The organism is Mesorhizobium sp. WSM4829 (genome assembly GCF_055811475.1).
This window is the reverse complement of record NZ_JBVVQJ010000002.1, coordinates 173,641-192,810: the sequence shown is the minus strand read 5'-3', so window position 1 is coordinate 192,810 and position 19,170 is coordinate 173,641. Positions and strand designations below refer to the sequence as shown.

Here is a 19,170-nt window from a genome sequence, read left to right as displayed (position 1 = left end):
TCAATCCAGACCGGAAAAACTCTCTTCGTCGAGCACTTCGGTTCCGCCAAGCCGGAACGGTGCGAAGGACGCGCGGTGCAGCCGCGCCACCGGTCCATGCACCTCGATCGCCGTGCGGTGGCGGACCGTGGCGTAGCCCATATGGAGCTCGAAACCGTAATGCGCGTGATGGCTGCCGCAGCCGCACATCATGCGGTCGCGCATCACCTTGGCGACGATCGAGGCGGCGGCGATCGACTGCGAGCGCTGGTCGCCCTTGATCAGCGCTCTGCCTTCGCATGGCAGTCCGGGCGGCACGTCGCGGCCGTCGGCCAGGGCCAGCTTTGGCTGCACCGAGAGCCCGACCAAGGCGCGGCGCATCGCCTCGAGGCTGGCCTTGAGAATATTGCTGCCATCGATGCCTTCCGCGCTGACCGACGCCATCGACACGGCAAGAGCGGAGCCGAGGATTTTCAGGAACAGCGCCTCGCGCTGCAGGTGGCTGAGGCGCTTGGAATCGTCGAGACCGTCGGGAATGTTGGCGGGATCGAGCACTACCGCTGCCGCGACGACCGGTCCGGCGAGCGGGCCGCGCCCAGCCTCGTCCATTCCCGCCACCGGCCACAGGCCTTCGGCCATCGCCTTCGTCTCGAAGGAGAAATCGGGTCTCTCAACGATTTCGAAGAGAAGCGGAGAATCAGAACGCGCGCGAGCCATGTTGCGGCGAGGTTCGCATCGGCTCCGATTCTCCGCAAGCCCCTCCGGGTCGGGTGAGGCACCGGACCCGGAGGGCACCGTCTGCAAGCCCGGGGACAGGACAGGCCGGACGGGATTTTTTCATCTGCCGCCGGCGTCGGCGGCAGACGATGTCTTCAAAGCAGCATCAGTTGCTCGGTTGCCTTGGCTGCGGCGACGAACTGGTCGGTCCTGAGCGACCGCCGCTCGGCGTTGAGGCCAAGCCGTTTGGCGGCGATCTCGAAGCGCCGGCCGATCTGCCAGGCATAGGGGCCGGAGCCTTTCATGCGCTTGCCCCATTCCGAATCGTAATCCTTGCCGTCGCGCATCGAGCGGATCAGCGACATGACGTGTCGGTAGCGGTCCGGATAATGACGCAGCAGCCAATCCTTGAAGATCGGCGCGACCTCCAGCGGCAGGCGCAGCAGGACGTAGCCGGCCTCGCGCGCTCCTGCCGCACGTGCCGAATCGAGGATTCGTTCCATCTCCTGATCGGTCAGGCCGGGGATGATCGGAGCGACCATGACCGAGGCCGGAATGCCGGCATCCGAAAGCTGCCTGATCGCCTCCAGCCGCTTGGTCGGCGTCGACGCGCGCGGCTCCATCGTTCTGGCCAGCATACGGTCGAGCGTCGTCACCGACAGCGCCACCTTGGCCAGCCCGCGTTCGGCCATGCGCGACAGAATGTCGATGTCGCGCGTCACCAGCGCGGATTTGGTGACGATGCCGACCGGGTGGCCGCGCGCCTCCAGCACTTCGAGGATCTCGCGCATGATCCGGTACTGCTTCTCGATCGGCTGATAGGGATCGGTGTTGGTGCCGATGGCAATGGTGCGCGGCTGGTAGCCGTCCTTCGACAATTCCTTGTCGAGCAGCCGCGCCGCATCCGGCTTGGCGAACAGCTTCGATTCGAAATCCAGTCCCGGCGACAGGCCCATGAAGCTGTGCGTCGGCCGCGCGAAGCAATAGACGCAGCCATGTTCGCAGCCGCGATACGGATTGATCGAGCGGTCGAAGGAAATGTCGGGCGATTCGTTGCGGGTGACGATGGTGCGCGGCTTCTCGACCTGCACCTCGGTCTTAAACGGCGGCAACTCCTCAAGCGAATTCCAGCCATCGTCGAACACATGCCGGCTGACCGGCTCGAACCGGCCGGACGGGTTGATGCCGGCGGACCGGCCGCGATTGCGCTCCGGACGGATACGGACGCCACTCTGCTCGATCATTGCATTGGCCATCTCGGCTCTTCCAGCCCCGAAGGCAGCAATGTCGGCACGCACGATCTGTTCCATTTTCGCCCTCTCCCAGGGACTGTCGGCTGGCTGTCGAATCGCTCTGTTCATGAAAATAATCCTATTTCATCCGTTGGAACAAAGCAAGAACATTTTTATGGGGCGACGCAAAAACTGGCGCTGTGCCCGGCTTTCCGCTATTCGGCTAACGATGCTCAGCGTTCTCATCCAGACCCTGAATGACGAGGAAAGACTTGCCCGCACGCTCGCCTCGCTGATCGGCGGCGCGGTCGAGGGCGTGGTGCGCGACGTTATCGTCTGCGACACCGGCTCGACCGACCAGACGCACCGCGTTGCCGAACATGCCGGCTGCCTTTATGTGGCGAGCGGCGGCATCGCTGCCGGCATCAGGCAGGCCAAGGGCGACTGGCTGCTGCTGCTGGAGCCGGGCGCGCGGTTGGGCGAGGGCTGGATCGATGAGGTCGTCGCCCACACCGCCAGGCAAACCATGCCGGCGCGATTTTCGCGGGCGCGCGGTAGCCGCGTGTCGTTCCTGTCGCGGGTGTTTTTGGGAAACCGGGCACTGGCCGAAGGGCTGGTGATCAGCAAGCGTCAGGCCGCGGCTCTATCGAAAAATGTCGGCAGCGCCGAAGCCATCGCCCGCGGCCTTGCGACCAAGCGGCTCGACGCCGAGATCTGGGTGGCGCCGGTGAAGTGACGGTCGTTTCTTTGCCGGTAAGCGGGCGAGGGACGGTCGCGTCGTCTGTGTTCCTCCGAAGGAGCCATGCGACCGCAACGGACGCATCAAGGACGAAGACCATTAGTAGCGATGGCTGTCATGCTTCCAGGCCAGAACCTCCTCGGCGGTGACGGGCTTGGCCCTGGACCGCGCGGCGCGGACTTCTTCGATCAGGGCGCCCAGGTCGTTGATTTTGGGAATTCGGCTCAGTTTCGCGATCGGTTCGTTGCCGCGCGAAATGATGACTTCTTCGCCGGCTTCGACCTTGGCCAGCAGATTTGACAGGTGTGTCTTGGCCTCTCCGACCTTGACGGTGATGGTCATGGTTCTCTCCTGAGGTCGCGCGTCAGCGCCGTCGTCGAGCGGCGTGTGGACAGAACGGCAATCGGGAACTTTAGACGACGGCAGCGCGATTTTTCCGTGTTGGTCAACGCTTGATCTTACGACAATTATCCGGAGCGATTGAAGCAAATTGAATCAGCCGACGAACTCCTGCATGCGGTGATGGCCGGGCATGATGGAACCGCATTGGCGCGATATTCGTGGGAGGGATGCACATGCTTGTCGTCCTGCGGGAAACTCGCGATACTCGGCGAGATTTCGGGGAGATCGCAGATGAATATATCCAAATTCGTTCGTATCGCCTTGCTGGCAGCCGCTTGCTCAGTGCCAACGATCGCGGTGGCGCAGGAATCGTCGCTTTGGTCGGTTTATGAGAACACGCTCAAATCGGCCAAGTACATCGATCTGACCCACGCCTTCGAGCCGGTGCAGCCGGTATGGCCGGGCTTCGCCAATGCCAGGTTCAGGCCGGCTGTCGCCGGGAAGGACATCGATGGCTACGTCAAGGCCGGCGAAGAGTTCACTTACGACAAGCACGGGTTTGTCGCGAGCGCCTACGAGTTGACGACGGACCAATATGGCACGCAGCTCGATCCGCCCTCGCACTGGAACCCGCTCGGCGCAACGATCAGCGACCTGCCGGCCACCTATGCCGTGCGGCCGCTCGTCGTCATCGACATCAGCGGCAAGGTGCGGACTGACGAAGGCTATCACCTCCAGGTCGCCGACATCGAGGAGTGGGAAAAGCGGCACGGCCGCATACCAGAAGGTTCAGTCGTCTTCGTGCGTTCGGATTGGTACAGGAAATGGTCCGATGCCGCCCGCTTCAACCAAAAACCGTTTCCAGGCGTCAGTTTGAACGCACTGAAATTCCTGCACCTGGAGCGGAAGATCCTGTTTCATGGTCATGAGCCGCTCGACACTGACACCACGCCCAATCTCGAAGGCGAACACTGGCTGCTTCACAACGATTTCACTCAGGCAGAAGGCGTTGCAAATCTCGACAAGGTGCCAGAGGCCGGTGCGTTGGTCACAATCGGCTTCGCCAAGCCGCTCGGCGGGTCAGGCGGATACGCGCGTTACATCGCGATTGCACCCGCCGACTGGACCGAGGGCGTCTCGGTCACCGAAGCGCCTGGTGCGCCGCTTTCCCGGCAAACCGCGCCGCTCAAGCGCGACGAGAACGGCGTCTTCCGCCCGACACCCTGATCACTGGCGATGTCAGTCAGGAGCCCGGGCCATGGCGCATTCCACGCGATTTGTCGCGCAAGTCGGGACAAAGGTCCAGACGATCAGCTCCTCCGCGCTCGCGAAAACGTGACTGTCCCGACGATAGTCATCACAATTGCTGGCGCTATCGTGGCACGTGCGCCAATCCTGCCACGGGAGACAGCCTTGCTCCGCCTGTCCGCCGCCGTTCTGCTGACTGTGGCTTTCTGGCCGTTCGCCGCTTCGGCCCAGGAAGAGCCGCCGCCGTCGAGATGCGTTGCGATCGCTGAAGCGCTGCCGTCGGCCACCTTTGCCAGCTTCACGGCGCCAAAGGCGCAGACGTCTCGGCTGGCCCAGGCTTTCGTCGATGGCGACGTTACAATCACCTATGCCGGCCATTCGACCTACGTGATCGAGACACCCTCCGGCGTCAGGATCGCCACTGACTTTTCCGGCGTCTATGGCGCAGACCCGCTGCCGCGCGTCGTGACTATGAACAAGGCCCACCGCACCCACTATTCGGACCATGTCGATCCCGGCATCGAATATGTGTTGCGCGGCTGGAATCCGGACGGCGGTCCGGCGCGCCACGCGCTTGTCGTCGACGATGTCTATATCCGCAACGTGCCGACGGATATCCGCAATGGCGGCGATCTCGGCAAGGACGGCAATTCCATCTTCATTTTCGAAGTGGCTGGACTCTGCATCGGCCATCTCGGCCATCTGCATCACCGGCTGGAGGACGCGCATTACGGCGCCATCGGCCGGCTCGATATCCTCATGGTGCCTATCGACGGCGGCATGACGCTGTCGCTCGACCGGATGACCGAAATCACCGCGCGGCTCTATTCCTCGATGATCCTGCCGATGCATCGCCATGCGACCCCGATCAGTGAATTCACAGGCAGGATGGGCGATGATTTCGCGGTGGAATTCCTCTCCGGCCGATCGCTGACGGTCTCACTGAAGACGCTGCCCGACCGGCCCACGATCATCATCCTCGAAGGTGTCTGATCGCTTCGGCTCGATCCAATCCGCCATGCGTGGCCTCTTGCTAACTTGTCTTGGTGCCGCCGCGCCGCAGATGCTCGTCCAGGCGCGGCATGATCTCGACGAAGTTGCAGGGCATGTGCCGGTAGTCGAGCTGCGGCTTCAAAATACCGTCCCAGGCGTCCTTGCAGGCGCCGGGCGAACCCGGCAGCACGAAGACGAAGGTCGCGTTGACGACGCCGCCGGTCGCCCGGCTCTGGATCGTCGACGTGCCGATCTTGTCGTAGGAAATGCGGTGGAACACTTCGGAAAAGCCGTCCATGCGCTTTTCGAAGATCGGCTCCAGCGCCTCCGGCGTTACGTCGCGGCCGGTAAAACCGGTCCCGCCGGTGGTGATGACGACATCGATCGCTTCGTCCCTCGACCAGTTCTGAACCTTGTCGCGGATTTTCTCGCGGTCGTCGGTGACGATGTCACGGGCAGCGAGAATATGGCCGGCCTCGACGATGCGGTCGGCCAGCGTCTGGCCGGATTTGTCGTCGGCAGGGCCGCGCGTATCGGAAACGGTCAGCACTGCGATGCGCACGGGAATGAAGGAACGGCTTTCGTCAATCCTGGCCATATGCGTCAGGCTCCGATGTCATGCTTCGCGTCGCGGCGACGAACCAGTCGGGATGGCGGCTGCGGATATCGACGGCGGCGCGCTTGGCGACATTGCCGGTCTCGAACAGCCCAAAACAGGTCGCACCGGAACCCGACATTCGCGCGAACCCCGCTCCGGCCTTGTTGAGCACCGAAAGCGCCTTGCCGATGATCGGTTGGATCGCCCGTACCGCAGGCTCGAGATCGTTGCGCGTGATCTCCAGCCAATTGCGGATACTGTGGAAGTCGAGGTCGCGCGGCAGCGGTGGCAGTCCCTCATTGTCGCGATCAGAAAGCGCATTGAACACCTCTGCCGTGGAGATGGCAGTGCCGGGATTGACGAGAACCAGCCCGAGCGCGGGAAAGCCCGGCACGGCCGACAATTCGTCACCGACGCCGCGCGCGATCAGCGGCCTTGCCATAAGGCACATGGGAACGTCGGCGCCCAGCGAGAGGCCGACCCGCGCCAGGTCGGCATCGTCGAGGTCCAGCCGCCATGTCTCAACCAGCCCGCGCAGCACCGTTGCGGCGTCGCTCGAGCCGCCGCCGACGCCGGATGCGACCGGCAGGTTCTTTTCGAGCCTGATTGCGACCGGCGGCGTATGCCGCGCACCAGCCTGTTTTCGCAGCGCATCGCGCGCTTTCACGGCCAGATTGCTGTCGTCGAGCGGGACTGCGGAGGCATATCGGCCCGACACGGAAAACCCGTCGCTGTCGGCGAGCTCGATGTCAACCCGGTCGCCGAAGCGCGTGAACACCGCCAGGCTCTCGATCATGTGATAGCCGTCGGCGCGCCTGCCGGTGACGTGCAGCGCGAGATTTATCTTGGCATGCGCATGCAATGCCCGGACCCTATTGCCGGAAGCCACTGTCTCAGTCACGAGGGGGATGATGTCAGTCCTTGGCCAGGCGGTATTCGCCGGTCTTCGGATCCCTGACCAGCGTGCCCATTGTGCCGTTGGTAGCCTGTTTTTCGGTGCGCCGAATCTTGGCCGTCACCCGCTCGGCTTCCCTGACGAAGGAGCGATAGCCGAAATAGGCGAGCAGGCCGACTGCGATAAAGAAAATGATCTGTGGCATGTCAAACTCCTCCCTCGCAAGGCCGACTGCGGCGCCGGTCGGGCCGATCAAGCTTAAGTTAAACGCTTTCGCCGGTTTTTCAAAGCCCGAAGCGCGCCCACAGCGCGCGCTCTTCCGCCGCATCGATCACGCCGCTTGCGGCAGCAGCGGCGATCTCGGGCGCCGAAAAGCCGCCTCTGTTTGAGCCAAACCAGCCGAAGCGGCCGAACAGGCCGCGCGGCGCCGTGATCAGCTTGAGCTGGGTTTTTGGCCCGAAACGGGCCCTGAGCACGCTGCGCATATCGCCGAGCGCATCGACAAGGCCGAGCTCCAGTCCCTTCTTGCCGGTCCAGAACAGGCCGGTGAACAGGTCAGGGTCGTCCTTGAGCTTGGCCCCGCGCCGGTCCTTGACGAGGTCGATGAAGGTCTCGTGGACCTCGAGCTGCAGCGCCTTCAGTCGCTCGATATCTTCCTTCTTCTCTGGCTTGAACGGATCGAGCACCGCCTTGTTCTGGCCGGCCGTATGGACGCGGCGCTCGATGCCGATCTTCTTCAACAACTCGGGAAAGCCGAACGAGGCCGACACCACGCCGATCGAACCGACGATAGACGACGGATCGGCAAAGATCTCGTCGCCGGCGACCGCGATCATGTAGCCGCCCGACGCCGCCACGTCCTCGACGAAGACCAGGACCTTTTTGTTCTTCTCGCTCGCCAGGTCGCGGATTCGTCTGAAGATCAGCCGCGACTGCACCGGCGAGCCGCCCGGAGAATTGATCGAAATGGCGACCGCGGGCGCGTCGAAGGAAAACGCCTTCTCGATGGGGCCGGCGGTGGATGCCAGCGACAGGCTCGGCCGGAACGGGCCGCCGCCGGGCATGATGGTGCCGTGCAGCCGGATGACGGGAATGGTGACGATGTCGGAGCGCCAGGATTTCGGCAGCAGGCGGTTCAGGAAGCGTTTCACGGGGTCTCCGGTCAAAATTGGCTTGCAGGCATGTAGGGATTCGCCGGCCAACGGCAATGCCGCGACGCCCGGCCGGCCAAAAAGGCTCAGTCGCCGAACAGCGAAGCCATCCCGTTGTTGATCATCTCGGTCCGCTCCGTGGGGCCGTCACCGGATTGCGCGTGCAGCATCAGCGGTGGGCGGATCGACAGTTTTCCGCGGGCGCCGAGGATTGCCCTGACGACGATGCGGATCGCCGCTGCCTCGGGGCGGGGGTGGACGGCCAGCATCTCGGCGTCGCCGAAGCGGCCTGATAGCGCATCGAGGATGGCGCCGAGCTGATCGGGCCTGGCAATCACGGCAAGACCGCCGCGCGGCCTGACCACGGCAGCCGCGCTTCGGATCCAGCTGTCGAACAGCCCGTCCTCCATCACATGCGCCGCCTTCCTGAGCGGGTCGGGCGTGGCGCGATCCTCGGCGGCGTTGAAGGGCGGGTTCATGATGACGAAATCGAAGGAGTTGTCGGCAAGCCCGGTGGCGGCTCGCGCCTGGCCCGACAGCGCGACGTCGGCGGCGAGCACCGAGGCGCGGTCGTTGAGATGCGCATTGCCGGGGTGGGCAAGCGTCGTTGCGGCGAAGGCCGCCATTTCCGGAGACCGTTCGATGAGCACGGCCTCGGCATCAGGACAGCGCGACAGCACGGCCAGGCCCGCGGCGCCAGCACCCGCGCCGAAGTCGGCAAGGCGCCCGGCGAAGGAGGACGGCACGGCAGCCGCCAGCATCATGGCGTCCATGCCGGCGCGATGGCCTGCCTGTTTCGGCTGCACCAACCAGAACCGCCCGCGATGGAAAGCATCGACCGTATGGGCCGGCGTGTCCTGGACAAGGGTGGCGCGCACAGCTGGCATTACTTCTGGCGCATCTCGTTGGCGATGCCGGCATCCGTCAGGATGCGCCGCGCCGCATCGGCCTGGTCGGCTTCGACCATGATGCGCCTGGGCAAGATGCCGATCGAACCGTCGAGCACGCTCATGTTCTGGTCGGCGACGAAACAGCCGATGCCGGCATCGCGCATCAGCGATTCGACAAAGGAGATGATCACGGCGTCGTTGGTGCGGATAAGCTCTATCATAGGACGAAACTCGCAGGTTGCAGCGTCTATGTAAACGTGGGTGGCTTCCGTCGCCACCTCGACCGCGCCAAGACGGCGAGACTGCCGTGGGGATCTCCTAAGCAGCGCCGGGTCAATTCGTTGGCAAAACTGATGCGGAGAGTTGAGCCGGCAAGTGGCTCGATCAGCGGAAAGCCGCCCGAAATTCAGCCGGAGCCTGTCCAACGCTCGCTCGGAAGAATTTGGAAAAGTTGGTAGCCTCGTCATAGCCGAGGCCCTCAGCGATCAGGTAGACCGGCCGATCCGTATGCGCGAGGAGCCGCTTGGCCTCCAGTGCAATGCGCCGTGCAATGCAGTTCTTGGCGCTGAGTCCCGCCGCCTCTCTCGTCGCCCGATTGAGACTCTTTTGCGTGCAGCCGAGCGCGTCGGTATAAGGGCCGACCTGGTGCCAACCGGCAAAGTTCGCTTCCAGCAATTCCTGAAACCTCGCAAACCGCTTCAAGGCGGGTTTGTGGCGGGTGGCAGCGGCGCGCTGCCTGCCGCTGAGCAGGTCAAGTCGCAAGATAAGCATACATAGCTGGTGTCTGAGGAGTGTGTGAACGACCTCGACCGGCGTCGCATCGGCCCGAGCGTCGGCTGCCATGGTGACGATCGCCTCGGAAGTCGTCCGAAAATCCCGCTCGTCCAGCACAAGATGGTCCGGCATGCGGTCGAGCATGCGTCCAGGCAGGAGGTCCGCGGGGAAGTCGGAGGCGGTCGGCAGGAAGTCCGAACGGAAGAGGATCAGCCAGCCTTCCCACTGTATTTCGTGGCCAAAACTGTGCACCTGGCCCGGGCGCAATACCAGGATCGACCCGGGCGAACAGCTCACCGGTTCGAAGTCAACGATTTGCCTGGGCGCCCCCTCAGTCACCAGAAGGAGCATGTGGAAGTCGTAGCGATGCGTCGCCCGCACCTTTGCCGGCGATGATCGGCGACGAATGTCGGAGAATGGGAAGATTTCTACGTCGAGCATGCGCCCGGACGGTGTGTAGCCCATCCAGGTGAGATTCGCGGAAGACTTCCGCATGGCGAACTCCGGCGCGCGCAACTCCAAGAATGTCCAATATGTATCTGAAATGCGCCAGATTCAACCGAGAGTCAGGCGTATTGTTCGCATAGTTATCCGGCATCGGCTTTTCAGGAACGTGGAGACCGATCCCGAAACCGGAAAGTATCGGTTCGGTGGGCGCGGTTGGAGATGCCTGTCGCGTCAACGTCAAAGCAGCAGAGGTAAAAAAGATGAGCAATATCGATATCGCGAAGGCGTATTTCAAAGCTGTCCAATCGGGCGATCAGGCCGCCCTCGGCGGGATTCTTGCGCCCGAAATCGTCTGGCATCAGCCTGGAACCAACCGATTTTCCGGCGCCAAGAACGGCATGGCCGAGCTTGGGGCGATGCTGGGGGGCATGATGGAGGCTTCGGGCGGCAGTTTCGCCATCACCAAGGTCAATCGGTACCTTACCAACGGCGATCTGGTGGCGGTTGAACTCGAGTTCGCCGGCGATCATGGCGGCCTGAAACTGTCGCAGTCCGGCATCGACGTCCTGCGCATCAAGGACGGCAAGATCGTTGAAGTGTGGCTGTTCTCGTCCGACCCCGAGCAGGAAGACGCCTTCTGGGGGCGTTGATCCAGGGAACTTGGGCGGCAGGGGGGCGCCTGGCAACGGCTGCATCAGGCGCTCCTGTAGCCAGGCTGCCCGTCTCATCCCCAGCCTCCGTTCGCTGCAGATCAAACCGGACAACTCGTCTGCTTAGGACACCGCGCCAAATCGCCTCTTGCCGTGCCTGTGGGTAGCGCCCTAGAGTCTGCGGCGGTATCGGGGTGCCGTCGTGCGCGTGACATAAGACGGGAGTTTGTCGTGGGTGTCGTTCTCAACATCGAAAACGGGAAGCGGGAAGCCGCCTCCATTAAGGATCTCATCGACCTGACTTCGGCCGATATGGGGCGCGTCAACAAATTGATCCTGTCGAAGGCCGGTTCCGACGTCGAGATGATCCCGGAGATTGCCAACCACCTGATCTCTTCGGGTGGCAAGCGGCTGAGGCCGATGCTGACGCTCGCCTCAGCGCAGATGTTCGGCTATTCCGGCGAGGGCCATGTCAAGCTCGCCACATCAGTCGAGTTCATGCACACCGCCACGCTCCTCCACGACGATGTCGTCGACGAGAGCGGCATGCGGCGCGGCAAGAAGACCGCCCGCATGATCTGGGGCAACCAGGCGAGCGTGCTGGTCGGCGATTTCCTGCTCGGCCAGGCTTTCCGCATGATGGTCGATGTCGGTTCGCTGGAAGCGCTCGACATCCTGTCCAGCGCCGCCTCGATCATTGCCGAGGGCGAGGTGATGCAGCTCGCCGCCGCCAAGAACCTCGAAACCACGGAGGATGAGCATTTCGCGGTGATCAAGGCCAAGACCGCTGCCCTGTTCTCGGCCGCCGCCGAGGTCGGTCCGGTCATCGCCCAGGCGACGCGAAACGATCGCGCGGCGCTGCGCTCCTATGGCATGAATCTCGGCCTTGCCTTCCAGCTGATTGACGATGCGCTGGATTATGGCGGCACCAGCAAGGATCTGGGCAAGAATGTCGGCGACGATTTTCGCGAAGGCAAGGTGACGCTGCCAGTGATCCTCGCCTACCGGCGCGGCACCAAGTCCGAACGCAGCTTCTGGAAGCGCGCCATCGAGGACAATGTCACCGATGACGCCGGGCTGGAAAAGGCGATCGGATTGATGACCCGCCACGGCGCTATCGCCGACACCATCGGGCGCGCCGGCCATTTCGGCGAGATCGCCCGCGACGCGCTGGCGCCGCTCGAAGCGACGCCGCAGAAATCGGCGCTGCTCGACGTCATCGATTTCTGCATCAGCCGGGTGAACTGAAAGATATCTCCGACATTTGGCCGGCACGGCGCCGGCCCGTGTTTTGGTCTTCCCGGAATTGCGGCGGTGAAATCATGCTCGTTCCGCAGCAGCATGGTCAGCAAGCAGGGCAGGGCTCCGTGACGGTCAGCGCGCCCGGCAAACTGTCGGGGTCATGAAAATGACCACGCGCTCTTCAGCAGCGCCACGAGCTCGCTCTGACGGCTGGTTTCGGTTTTCCGGAAGATTCGCTCGAGATAGGTGCGGGCCGATTTGACGGCGATGCCGATTTCCATGGCCGCCTCCTGCACCGAATGGCCGGAGGCCAGCTCGACGGCGAGCCGGGCTTCCGCCGGCGTCAGGTCGAACAGGCCTGAAAGCACATTGGGCGACGGAACAGCGGCGCCGGTACCGACCGTGGTTGCGACAACCAATACATCTGCATCCGAAAAAATATCGTTTGCGGCGCGGCGCAGCGGCAACAGCTGAATGACCAGCGCGGGCCGCCCTTTGATGGCCGCAACCGGGATGGACCGCACGACGCGGTTATCCCGGTTCTGCGCGATGGCCTGCTGGAAAAGCGCGTTTGCAGTTTGATCGGCAATCGCCATGCCGCCATGGGCTGTGGGAAGGAAGATGTCCGCCATGCCTTCGAAAAGCGGATTGGCCGTCAGCACACGGCCCGATCCACTCATGATTGCGGCCGGCAGCCCGATTTCCCGGAGAATGGACACGGCGGTCCTGGCCCGTTCCAGACCCAGGCGCCCGGCGACGAGGCCGGCCCGTGCGAGGTGCGGACGCAGTCCGTTCAACAGATCGATTGCGGCCTGGTCATAACTCCCGTCCTTCAGCCAGCGCTGGAAGACAAAAAGGACAAGCTCGCCGCCAGGCATGGGGATGGCTGTGCATAGATGCGGCCCGATGCCAAACGCGGTGGCACTTTTGCGAACGGGATCGATCTCGATCTCCTCGCAGGTGATGAAATTATCGACCCGCACAAAGCTTGCTGGCTGCGCGGCGCACAAGCGCTTCACGCTCTCGGAAAACCGCCAAGTGTCTCCCTTCATGAACTCATCGAGCAAGGGCTGGAGATGCGTTTCGGTGATGGCGCGGACCGGCGAATGATCGCTGACTACAAAGATCGCGCCGTTTGCCGAGCGGGAGATCGCGCTTGCCGCCGCCAATACCTCCGGCCACAGCTCGGCCGCGAACGACGCTTCGTAGATTCGATCGACAATGGCGAAGGCCTGCTGGCCCTGCGGCATTTCCAGCATCGGCATCTTCCTGGGCGAAGCAACGGCATCCATCTGCACGGTTCCACGCATCATTCCGCTGCGGAAACTATCGACGCCCGCCGCTTACGGATCGCTTACGGCATCGCGGCGCCGATGCTGCAGCAGGACAGGCCGGCAGCGCGTCAGGCCGGCAAATCGCGGTCGACGGTCGTAATTTGGCGCCTTTCCGCGTTGTTTTTGATAGCATTACCCGATTGTGAATTCGGGCCGGGTTGAAGCCTCACCCCAAAAAGGCCATGCTTAACGTGGAAAAGATCGAGTCAACGGCGATCCCGCTGACGCGGGTATGGCTTCGACTGAAAGGGATATGATGCGGCAAGGATGTGCGCGCTGGCTGACAGGGCTGGCAATTGTGACGGGCATGGCGGTCTCCGGTCTGCCCGCCCTGGCCAAAGAGACCACCGAGCCAGTCAATATCACGTCGTTCTCGGGGGCCTATCTTGCCGCGCGGGTCGCCGAAGGCGACAATGATCTCGACAGCGCCATCGCCTACTACAAGCAGGCGCTCGCCTTCGCTCCCGGTGACACCTCGTTGCAGCAAAGCCTGATGCTGTCGCTGATCGCGCAGGGGCGCTTCGAAGAATCCCTGGTCTATGCCGACAAGCTCAAGACGGTTCCCGACGTCGAGCGGTTCTCGCGCCTGGCGCTGGCCGTCGGCTCCTTTCACAAGAAGGACTTTTCCAAGGCCGAATACTGGCTCAAGCTTTCGCTCGAATCCGATCTCGACCGGCTGATCTCCGGCGTCATGACCGGCTGGGCCAAGCAGGGCGCAGGCGACCCCGGCGAGGCCATGGCCTCGATCGAAAAGCTGCAGGGCCCGGACTGGTTCGGCCTGTTCAAATCCTTCCATCGCGGGCTTATCGCCGATGCCTCGGGCCTGCCCGAAAAGGCGGATGCGATCTACGCCGCCACCTTGCAGGACACCGCGACCGGCGCCGCCGCGCCCGAAACCTGGATGCGCAACGCGCAGGCCTATGCCTCCTTCCTTGCCCGCAAGGGTGACAAGGACAAGGCGCTGTCCGTGCTCGATCAGGCGGAGGCATTTGCACCCGGCAAGGTCGAGATATCGGCGCTTCGCGACAGGATCGCCAAGGGCGAGAAGATCGAACCCTTCGTTGCCGGCCCGTCCGACGGCGCCTCGGAAATTCTGCTCGATCTCGCCACCGCGCTCAATCGCGGCGGCGGTGAGCCGTTCGTCCGCCTCTATCTGCAATACGCCCTGGCACTGAGGCCCGACAGCGACGCGGCCCTCGTCCAACTCGCCGCCGTCTCCGAGCAGTTGAAGGACGGCGAGGGCGCCATCGCCTTCTATCGCCGCATCCCGGCCAGTTCGCCGCTGAAGACGCTGTCGGAACTGCAGCTCGGCCTCAACCTTGCAGATCTCGACCGCTATGACGAGGCCATCGCCCATCTGAACGCCCTCGTCGAAGCGCGTCCCGACGACATGCGCGCCTATCAGGCGCTCGGTGGCGTCTATGCCTCGAAGGAGGATTTCCGCTCCGCGGCCGGTCTCTATGACAAGGCGGTGGCGATGCTGAAGGCCCCGACCCGCGCCGATTGGAACATTTTCTACCAGCGCGGCATCGCCTATGAGCGACTGAAGGAGTGGCCGAAGGCCGAGCCGAATTTCCGCAAGGCGCTGGAATTGTTCCCCGACCAGCCGCAGGTTCTGAACTATCTTGGCTATTCCTGGGTGGACATGAACACCAACCTCGAGGAAGGCCTTCAGATGATCCAGAAGGCCGTCGAGCTCAGGCCGAGCGACGGCTACATCGTCGATTCGCTGGGCTGGGCCTATTTCCGCCTTGGCCGATTCGACGATGCGGTGCGCGAATTGGAACGTGCCGTTTCGTTGAAGCCGGAAGATCCGGTGCTCAACGATCACCTTGGCGATGCCTATTGGCGCGTCGGCCGCAAATTGGAAGCCACCTTCCAGTGGAACCAGGCTCGCGACCTCAAGCCGGATCCCGGCGTGCTCGCCGCCTTGCAGCAGAAACTGCTGAAGGGCCTGCCGCCGATCGAATCCAACACGGCGCAGGAAACCCCGAAGGTCAAGCCCGAACCGACGACTGCGCCAAAGGGCTGAATACTTCTGAATTCGATTATGCGGGGCTCGTCGCCGCTGTCGCTAATGCATGTCGCGCAAAAGTGTGCAACGGTTTTGCGTTAACGACATGCATAAAACAACAACCTAAAGCGCGTCGCGTGAGGTCGATCGAACGCGACGCGCTTTAGGGGTCTGGACTATAAGCCATGCTAATCGTGCGCGGTGCCGAGCACCGCTCGGAGCCCTGAGTCGTTCTGTTCCTCGATCCATCGGGTCGTACGGTCGTAGGCATCCGAAAACAACTCGGAATGCCGACTCCAATCCATGAAGCTGATCGTGTTGGAAACCTCCGGACAGATCAGGATATCCTCTTCGCCGACGGCAATGTCCTGCGGCCGGTGTGCCAGCATGCTCGAGGCAATGACCTGAAGCATGCTGGGAACCCGAGGCAAGCGGGCACGACCGAAAGGGTTCAGCAAGGCGAATGCCAGTTCGGAAGCTCCGGGGATACGGTCATAGTCTATGTCGTATTTCTGCGGTGCACTCGACCCGAAGGTAACGATGACATTGGGTCCGGTCTTGAGCTCCTTCATCTGCTCCAGCGGCAAATTGTTCATGATAGCGCCGTCCACCAGCATATCGCCGTCATCCGTAAAGAACGGCGGCAGGACGCCCGGGATGGAGCCGGACGCCCGAACGGCGTGCCAGAGCTTTCCACGACGGTGGACATGGGGCTGACGGCTGCTCAGATTGGTCGAAAGTGCAAAGAACGGAAGCCAAAGATCCTCGATCAGAACGTCGCCGTATTCCAGCCGAAGGGCCCGATCAAACGCTTTGTGATCCAGAAGCGCGAAATGCGGCAAGGTGGGACGGCGAAACGCCCGGCTCTTGATAAATATGTTGTGGGTGCCTCGGTCGATCTGGTCGGCATCCAAGCCTCTTGCGAAGCCGGCCATCATCGCCGCGCCGGAACTTGTCCCGCCGAGATAGTCGAAGCAAGCGCCCGCCTCAACGAAAGCCTTGTAGACGCCTAAATGAGCGCTGCCGAGGGACCCACCCCCTGCCGCCACGAAGCCCAGTGCCTTGCCCGAAATAAATCGGACCAGGCGCTGGAAATCAGACGCGTCGTCCAGCGCAACATGATGATGCTGGTCAACATAGGGTCGCTCATCGAGCCATGCAGAGGTACCGGAGACCGCAGCCGAGCGAGTGTCGTGAATTAGGACAAGCCGACTGGTCGATGGCGGATGGACCGATAGCGTCAGTTCCTCAGACGGGTTCAGACGAGGCGAGCAGGATGCGTTGGCCAGCAACAAGACGGTATCGGCCTGGCGAATGCAGACTTGGGTCCATTCATTAGGTTCCTCATCGGCAACATAGACGATGAATTGGGCTTCCGCCTCCAGTTCGTTCAACCAGTTAAGGATCGGCTGGTCGTCGATCGGATGACCTGGGAACTTCGCTTGGATGTCAAGCCGGGAAACGAACCGAGCGCGCGTGGCCGCGCCGAACGCTTGCCGCAGGTGCTGGATGAACACCGGTGAGATGCGACTTCCGCCGGCTGCAATGATCGCAAGCGTTCGGATCTTGGCAGGTTCCTTGAGACGCGACGAACTCGGAGCTTGGATGGCAAACCGGCGCGCCAGAAATACCGTGACCGCCTCTCTCAGGCTCGGCAATGTCTCGGCCGCCTTCTCGAAATGATTGCGACCGATTTCAAGGACGATCGAATCGCGCGCTGCAAGGACAGTGGCCATGCGGGGTAGTCCCGCGAAGAAACCGATTTCACCGATGAGTTCACCCTGCGCGATCTCGGCGACCGATCCAGTCGAATCTCCTTTGTGTACCGTAAAGCGTCCAGACAGCACGATGAAAAACCTGTCCGACGCATCGCCTTCGCGAACCAGAACCTCACCGCGTCTCAGGACCCGACGGTCGGATTCGGCAGCTAAAGCCTCGAGCGCCAGCAACGACGCCCGATCGAACATCAATGTTGCCGACAATAAACTCGCTGCAAGAGAATCGACGGAGGACATCTGAGCCGTCCCTTGGGAATCCATGACTTTTGTCTCCTCGAGGGTGCTGGCCCCCCACCCGATGATACCACACATGAGAGCCGCCGACGGCTGAGGCGCGGGACTGATCGCTGGGCGCTCTCATCTCTGGCTCCCAGGAAGGGCCACGATCAGGCCGCCACGTCCCTGCCGTTTCGCCGTATGTCACGCGTTAACTCACCCGATTGCCCTGGCTGCGGCCGGCCCCTTGCCTTGACGCTTGCCGGTGGGCGCTCTAGGGAGGGCCGCATCCCCGCCTTTCCCGTCGAGGCCGCCGTGACAGTTGATATCCCAGCCCATATGCATCCCAGCCGCTCGTTCCAGGGGCTGATCCTGACCTTGCATAATTACTGGGCGGACTATGGCTGCGTCGTTCTCCAGCCCTATGACATGGAAGTCGGCGCCGGCACGTTCCACCCGGCGACGACGCTGCGCGCGCTCGGGCCAAAGCGCTGGAACGCGGCCTATGTGCAGCCTTCGCGCCGGCCCAAGGACGGGCGCTACGGCGAGAACCCGAACCGGCTGCAGCACTATTACCAGTACCAGGTGATCCTGAAGCCGAACCCGCCCAACCTGCAGGAACTGTATCTCGGCTCGCTGGCGGCGATCGGCGTCGATCCGCTTCTGCATGACATCCGCTTCGTCGAGGACGACTGGGAAAGCCCGACGCTCGGCGCCTGGGGGCTGGGCTGGGAGTGCTGGTGCGACGGCATGGAAGTGTCGCAGTTCACCTATTTCCAGCAGGTCTGCGGCATCGAATGCGCGCCGGTGGCGGGCGAGCTCACCTACGGGCTGGAGCGGCTGGCTATGTATGTGCAGGGCGTCGACAATGTCTACGACCTCAACTTCAACGGCCGCGACGGCGCCGATAAGGTGACCTATGGCGAGGTCTTCCTGCAGGCCGAGCAGGAATATTCGCGGCACAATTTCGAGTTCGCCAACACCGCGATGCTGCTTCGGCATTTCGAAGACGCCGAAGCCGAGTGCAAGGCGCTGCTCGATGCCGGCGCGCCCTTCTCCCCCCTCGAGGGGGAGATGCCCGCGGAGCGGGCAGAGGGGGTCGCCTCAGAAGGCACCGCAAGTAGGGCGTCGAGCACTGCCCGAGCGACCCCTCCCGGCCAGACTTCGTCTGGCCACCCTCCCCTCAAGGGGGAGGGATACCACCGTCTGGTATTTCCCGCCTACGACCAGTGCATCAAGGCCAGCCACGTCTTCAACCTGCTCGACGCGCGCGGCGTGATTTCGGTCACCGAGCGGCAGAGCTACATCTTGCGGGTGCGCAATCTGGCGAAAGCCTGCGGCGAGGCGTTTTTGCTGACGCAGGCAGGTGGACTGGCGGCTTAGCGGCGACTTTCAAGTCGAACGTGCCGCCGGGTCCGATGCTCTAGCTCCAGAGGCTGTTTGCGATTTCGACTGAAGCGCTGATTGGCAATACGCCTTGACCGCTGGAACCAGCCATTGTCCGCAGCGCTTGTCTAACGCCGGGCATCGTGAACGTGCCATGAGCCTGCGCCGCAAAACAGGCGCTGAGCGCGAGGATCTGCAGGAATGTCGATGCCGTCTTCATGGTCGTTCAGCCAATAGTTCTCTGCCTGAGCGTTGGTCGCTTCAGCGCCGCGTTCGGTTCATGGAGATCTTTGACCCAAGGACGGATGGTCCCGCTCTGGCCCGACAGGCAGCGGCATATTTTTGGCAATCGTCCGTGGATGCGCCGATTGCATGGGACCAGCCGAGTTGCTATGCCCTCTTTACCTCCCCCTCGATGGGGGAGGTCGCCGCGGAGCGGCGGGGGGGGGGGGCGGGGGGGTTTTGGCAATGCCGAAGCGTGACCGGGTCAAGCGGCAGGCGGCGCCGCGGCTTGGGGCGGGCATGGCCGCTGGGGAACGCAGATT

Annotated in this window: 20 protein-coding genes; 8 read left to right on the top strand and 12 right to left on the bottom strand. The window is 62.9% G+C overall.

Features of this window, described 5'->3' with window-relative positions; all coding sequences use genetic code 11:
• Together AC0L17_RS03220 and AC0L17_RS03215 are read right to left on the bottom strand one after the other, a co-directional pair.
• The gene (locus AC0L17_RS03220) at window positions 1-696 is read right to left on the bottom strand and encodes a ribonuclease HII (protein ID WP_287061527.1); all 696 of its coding nucleotides are present in this window, start codon (window positions 694-696) and stop codon (window positions 1-3) included.
• Window positions 697-851: 155 nt separating this feature from the next.
• A complete protein-coding gene (locus AC0L17_RS03215; protein WP_027152303.1) occupies window positions 852-2,006 on the bottom strand; it encodes a PA0069 family radical SAM protein in 1,155 nt (384 codons plus the stop codon).
• A 151-nt stretch (window positions 2,007-2,157) separates the two neighbouring features.
• Between AC0L17_RS03215 and AC0L17_RS03210 the strand changes: the two genes are divergently transcribed.
• The gene (locus AC0L17_RS03210; protein WP_473514827.1) at window positions 2,158-2,664 is read left to right on the top strand and encodes a glycosyltransferase; all 507 of its coding nucleotides are present in this window, start codon (window positions 2,158-2,160) and stop codon (window positions 2,662-2,664) included.
• A gap of 102 nt (window positions 2,665-2,766) precedes the next feature.
• On the opposite strand, the gene AC0L17_RS03205 is transcribed toward AC0L17_RS03210, so the two are convergent.
• The gene (locus AC0L17_RS03205) at window positions 2,767-3,009 is read right to left on the bottom strand and encodes a type II toxin-antitoxin system Phd/YefM family antitoxin (protein WP_091596052.1); all 243 of its coding nucleotides are present in this window, start codon (window positions 3,007-3,009) and stop codon (window positions 2,767-2,769) included.
• Window positions 3,010-3,300: 291 nt separating this feature from the next.
• Between AC0L17_RS03205 and AC0L17_RS03200 the strand changes: the two genes are divergently transcribed.
• Both AC0L17_RS03200 and AC0L17_RS03195 read left to right on the top strand, forming a co-directional pair.
• On the top strand, window positions 3,301-4,236 hold the full coding sequence (locus AC0L17_RS03200) for a cyclase family protein (protein WP_473514740.1): 936 nt from the start codon (window positions 3,301-3,303) through the stop codon (window positions 4,234-4,236).
• A gap of 186 nt (window positions 4,237-4,422) precedes the next feature.
• Complete coding sequence (locus AC0L17_RS03195; RefSeq protein ID WP_473514739.1) at window positions 4,423-5,250, top strand: MBL fold metallo-hydrolase; 828 nt, start codon at window positions 4,423-4,425, stop codon at window positions 5,248-5,250.
• Window positions 5,251-5,290: 40 nt separating this feature from the next.
• On the opposite strand, the gene moaB is transcribed toward AC0L17_RS03195, so the two are convergent.
• From moaB to AC0L17_RS03160, 7 genes are all read right to left on the bottom strand, one after another.
• On the bottom strand, window positions 5,291-5,848 hold the full coding sequence (gene moaB / locus AC0L17_RS03190; RefSeq protein WP_473514738.1) for a molybdenum cofactor biosynthesis protein B: 558 nt from the start codon (window positions 5,846-5,848) through the stop codon (window positions 5,291-5,293).
• Window positions 5,835-6,737 carry a 4-(cytidine 5'-diphospho)-2-C-methyl-D-erythritol kinase gene (locus tag AC0L17_RS03185; protein ID WP_473514737.1) on the bottom strand — a complete coding sequence of 301 codons (903 nt, stop codon included), beginning with the start codon at window positions 6,735-6,737 and terminating at the stop codon, window positions 5,835-5,837. Before AC0L17_RS03185 ends, moaB begins: the two co-directional genes overlap by 14 nt.
• 25 nt (window positions 6,738-6,762) lie before the next feature.
• Window positions 6,763-6,948 carry a hypothetical protein gene (locus tag AC0L17_RS03180; RefSeq protein ID WP_077381693.1) on the bottom strand — a complete coding sequence of 62 codons (186 nt, stop codon included), beginning with the start codon at window positions 6,946-6,948 and terminating at the stop codon, window positions 6,763-6,765.
• A gap of 79 nt (window positions 6,949-7,027) precedes the next feature.
• Window positions 7,028-7,894, bottom strand: a complete 867-nt coding sequence (locus AC0L17_RS03175; RefSeq protein WP_473514736.1) for a S49 family peptidase — start codon at window positions 7,892-7,894, stop codon at window positions 7,028-7,030.
• Window positions 7,895-7,980: 86 nt separating this feature from the next.
• The gene (locus AC0L17_RS03170; protein ID WP_473514735.1) at window positions 7,981-8,781 is read right to left on the bottom strand and encodes a tRNA1(Val) (adenine(37)-N6)-methyltransferase; all 801 of its coding nucleotides are present in this window, start codon (window positions 8,779-8,781) and stop codon (window positions 7,981-7,983) included.
• Window positions 8,781-9,005: a putative signal transducing protein gene (locus AC0L17_RS03165; RefSeq protein WP_023799382.1), complete on the bottom strand. Its 225-nt coding sequence runs from the start codon at window positions 9,003-9,005 to the stop codon at window positions 8,781-8,783. Before AC0L17_RS03165 ends, AC0L17_RS03170 begins: the two co-directional genes overlap by 1 nt.
• A 163-nt stretch (window positions 9,006-9,168) precedes the next feature.
• Complete coding sequence (locus AC0L17_RS03160; protein ID WP_473514734.1) at window positions 9,169-10,053, bottom strand: AraC family transcriptional regulator; 885 nt, start codon at window positions 10,051-10,053, stop codon at window positions 9,169-9,171.
• Between the two features lie 212 nt (window positions 10,054-10,265).
• Between AC0L17_RS03160 and AC0L17_RS03155 the strand changes: the two genes are divergently transcribed.
• Window positions 10,266-10,655 carry a nuclear transport factor 2 family protein gene (locus tag AC0L17_RS03155; RefSeq protein ID WP_473514733.1) on the top strand — a complete coding sequence of 130 codons (390 nt, stop codon included), beginning with the start codon at window positions 10,266-10,268 and terminating at the stop codon, window positions 10,653-10,655.
• A gap of 231 nt (window positions 10,656-10,886) precedes the next feature.
• The gene (locus AC0L17_RS03150) at window positions 10,887-11,903 is read left to right on the top strand and encodes a polyprenyl synthetase family protein (protein ID WP_473514732.1); all 1,017 of its coding nucleotides are present in this window, start codon (window positions 10,887-10,889) and stop codon (window positions 11,901-11,903) included.
• Window positions 11,904-12,055: 152 nt separating this feature from the next.
• On the opposite strand, the gene AC0L17_RS03145 is transcribed toward AC0L17_RS03150, so the two are convergent.
• Window positions 12,056-12,559: a helix-turn-helix transcriptional regulator gene (locus tag AC0L17_RS03145; RefSeq protein ID WP_473514731.1), complete on the bottom strand. Its 504-nt coding sequence runs from the start codon at window positions 12,557-12,559 to the stop codon at window positions 12,056-12,058.
• A gap of 234 nt (window positions 12,560-12,793) precedes the next feature.
• On the opposite strand from AC0L17_RS03145, the gene AC0L17_RS03140 reads away from it, so the two are divergent.
• Both AC0L17_RS03140 and AC0L17_RS03135 read left to right on the top strand, forming a co-directional pair.
• Window positions 12,794-13,393, top strand: coding sequence for a hypothetical protein (locus AC0L17_RS03140; protein WP_473514730.1), 600 nt, complete (start codon window positions 12,794-12,796; stop codon window positions 13,391-13,393).
• Between the two features lie 94 nt (window positions 13,394-13,487).
• Window positions 13,488-15,263 (top strand): tetratricopeptide repeat protein, encoded by a 1,776-nt coding sequence (locus AC0L17_RS03135; protein WP_473514826.1) that lies wholly within the window; start codon window positions 13,488-13,490, stop codon window positions 15,261-15,263.
• A gap of 170 nt (window positions 15,264-15,433) precedes the next feature.
• Here AC0L17_RS03135 and AC0L17_RS03130 read toward each other — a convergent pair whose 3' ends face one another.
• The gene (locus AC0L17_RS03130; RefSeq protein WP_473514729.1) at window positions 15,434-17,260 is read right to left on the bottom strand and encodes a patatin-like phospholipase family protein; all 1,827 of its coding nucleotides are present in this window, start codon (window positions 17,258-17,260) and stop codon (window positions 15,434-15,436) included.
• A gap of 294 nt (window positions 17,261-17,554) precedes the next feature.
• Here AC0L17_RS03130 and AC0L17_RS03125 point away from each other — a divergent pair, with 294 nt between their 5' ends.
• Window positions 17,555-18,622, top strand: a complete 1,068-nt coding sequence (locus tag AC0L17_RS03125; protein ID WP_473514728.1) for a glycine--tRNA ligase subunit alpha — start codon at window positions 17,555-17,557, stop codon at window positions 18,620-18,622.
• The last annotated feature ends 548 nt before the right edge of the window (window positions 18,623-19,170 follow it).